The following is a 2,583-nucleotide window of genomic DNA, read 5'->3' as shown; positions in this document are numbered from 1 at the left end:
GCCCCTGCCCCTGCCCCTGCCGCTGTCCCTGCCGCTGAGAGGTTCTCTCCCGCGCGGTGCGCGGCAGCCGCGCGCTGAACTCCGCCCCGATCACCGTCACCTCGCCGCCCCGCCGGGTGCACACCAGCCGGGTCAGCGCCAACCCGAGGCCGCGCCCCGAGTCCCGGTCCGCCGCCTTGGTCGTGAAGCCGTGGCGGAAGATCTCCTCCGCCAACTCGGGCGCCACCCCGGGGCCGGAGTCGCGCACCAGCACGGCTATCCCCTCCGCCGACTCCGTCAGCCTCACCTCGACCCAACCCTCTCCGGCCGGCTCCCCGCCGGCCCGACCCCGCACCGCGTCCAACGCGTTGTCCACCAGGTTCCCCACGACCGTCACCAGATCCGAGGCCAGCGACTCGGGAACCGACCCGAGATCACTGTCCGCCGTCAGCCGCAGCGTGGTGCCCTGCTCCGCGGCCAGGCTCGCCTTGGCGATCAGCAGCGCCGCCAACGACGGGTCCGCCACATGGGCGTTGACGTCCGCGCTGCGCTGCGCGTGGGTGCCGCTCACCCCACGCACGTAGCGTGCCACCTCCGGGTACTCCCGCAGCTCCACCAGGCCGGCGATCACGTGCAGATGGTTGGAGAACTCGTGTGCCTGCGCCCGCAACGTGTCCGTCGCGCTCCGCGTCGCCTCCAACTGCTGCTGCAACGCCGTCAGTTCGGTGAGGTCACGCATCGTGGTCACCGAGCCGGCCGGCTGCCCCCTGGTGACCAGCGGCATCCGGTTGACGGTCAGCACCCGCTCCCCGGTGAACACCACCTGGTCCCGGCCCGTGGCCCGCCCCGTCAGCACGTCGTGCAGCCGCCCGGTGACCCGCAGTTCGGCCAGCGTCCGCCCCGGCGCGTCCGCCGGCAGCCGCAGCAGCTCCCGCGCGCTGTCGTTGGCCAGCGTCAGCCTGCCCTGCGCGTCGAGGCCGATCACGCCCTCCTTGATCCCGTGCAGCATCGCCTCCCGGTGCTCGACCAGCGCCGTGATCTCGTCCGGTTCGAGCCCCAACGTCTGCCGCTTGATCCGCCGGGCCAGCAGGTAGGAACCCACCGCGCCGAGCGAGACGGCGATGCCGAGGTAGAGCAGCAGCTCGGGCGTCGCCGTGCGCACCCGCTCCGCGAAGCCGCGGGTGTCGTGGCCGACCGCCACCACCCCGAGCAGCTCGCCACCCTCGCCGAACACCGGGACGTGCGCCACCAGCGACGTGATGCCGCCGCCGTCGGTCGTGCTGCCCGTCCAGGACCTGCCCTCCAGCACCGTGCTGTCCGCCAGCGGCAGCTCCTCGCCGATCCGGCGCGGATCGGCCGCCGTCAGGATCCGCCGGTCCGCGTCGGTGATCTCCACGAACGAGGCGCTCGATACGCTGCGGGCGCTCTCCGCCGTCGCCTGCAGGATCCCCCGGTGCTCCGCGTCGGCCAGACCGATCCGCACCGCCTCCTGCGAGGCCACGTTCTCCGCGACGTTCAGCAGCCGGCTGCCCTCGGTGCGGCGGAAGTCCGCGTTGGCCTGGGCGATGGACACCCCGGCGATCACCACGAGCACCACCACGATCAGGCCCAGCTGGAGCGTCAGGAACTGCCGGGCCAGCGACAGCCGGGGCAGGCGTGGCAGGCGGGGCAGACGTATCTCGCGGCGCATCGGCGCACCACCTCCCTCGGCTCCCTCGCACGGTCGGATCACCCGGACATCGGACGATACGCTCGGCACTGTCCATCGGACCCTTCGCGAGGTACGTTACGCCGCGTGAAGCCCGCTCCGATATCCCCCGCGATGCTGCCAAACCGGGCACGGGTCACCGGCCTGCTGGCCATCCCGGCCCTGCTGCTGACCGGCGGCTGCCTCGGCGAGCCGGCCAGCACGCGGCTGCGGGTGATCGTGCCGACGGAAGCCGGCGGCGGCTACGACTTCACCGCCCGCACGCTCGCCATCACGCTGCGTGAGACCGGGCTCGCCGGCGAGGTCGAGGTGTTCAACCTCACCGGCGGCATGGGCACGGTCGCCCTGACCCGGCTGGTCCACGAGTCGGGCAACGACGGACTGCTCCTCCAGATGGGCCTCGGCCTGGTCGGCAGCCTGCACACCGGCTCGGCCCCGGTCCGGATCGACGACGCGACGCCGCTGGCCAGGCTGGTCGACGAACCCGGCACCATCGTGGTCGCCGACGCCTCCCCCTACCGCTCCTTCGAGGACCTGCTCGACGACTGGCGACGCGGCCGACTCACCGCCGGCATCGGCTCACTGCCCGGCGGCCCCGACTACCTCGCGCTGATGATGACGGCCGAGGCGGTGGGGATCCGGCCCAGCGAGGTCACCTTCGACTACTACGACGGCGGCGGCGGGCTGCTCGCCGCGCTGCTCGGCGGCCGGGCCGACGTCATCGTCAGCGGCCTCGGCGAACTCCGCCACGCGGTCGCCGCCGGCGAACTCCGGGTACTCGCCGTCACCGGCTCGGAGCGGGTCGCCGGCATCGACGCGCCGACGCTGCGCGAATGCGGCTACGACGTCGAGATGACCAACTGGCGCGGCCTGCTGGCCCCACCCGACCTCGCCCC

The 2,583-nt window shown here is 73.4% G+C and carries 2 protein-coding genes; one reads left to right on the top strand and one right to left on the bottom strand.

Annotated features, from left to right (window positions below; all coding sequences use genetic code 11):
- On the bottom strand, positions 1-1,669 hold a 1,669-nt coding region (locus tag E1283_RS35030), incomplete at its 3' end, for a sensor histidine kinase (protein WP_132822199.1).
- Positions 1,670-1,774: 105 nt separating this feature from the next.
- On the opposite strand from E1283_RS35030, the gene E1283_RS35025 reads away from it, so the two are divergent.
- Positions 1,775-2,583: Bug family tripartite tricarboxylate transporter substrate binding protein (locus tag E1283_RS35025; protein ID WP_243745322.1), on the top strand; the 809-nt coding region annotated here is incomplete at its 3' end.

This window comes from Streptomyces hainanensis, assembly GCF_004348415.1.
Classification (GTDB): domain Bacteria; phylum Actinomycetota; class Actinomycetes; order Streptomycetales; family Streptomycetaceae; genus Streptomyces; species Streptomyces hainanensis.
The sequence above is the reverse complement of the archived record's forward strand: the minus strand, read 5'-3'. Positions and strand labels throughout refer to the sequence as shown.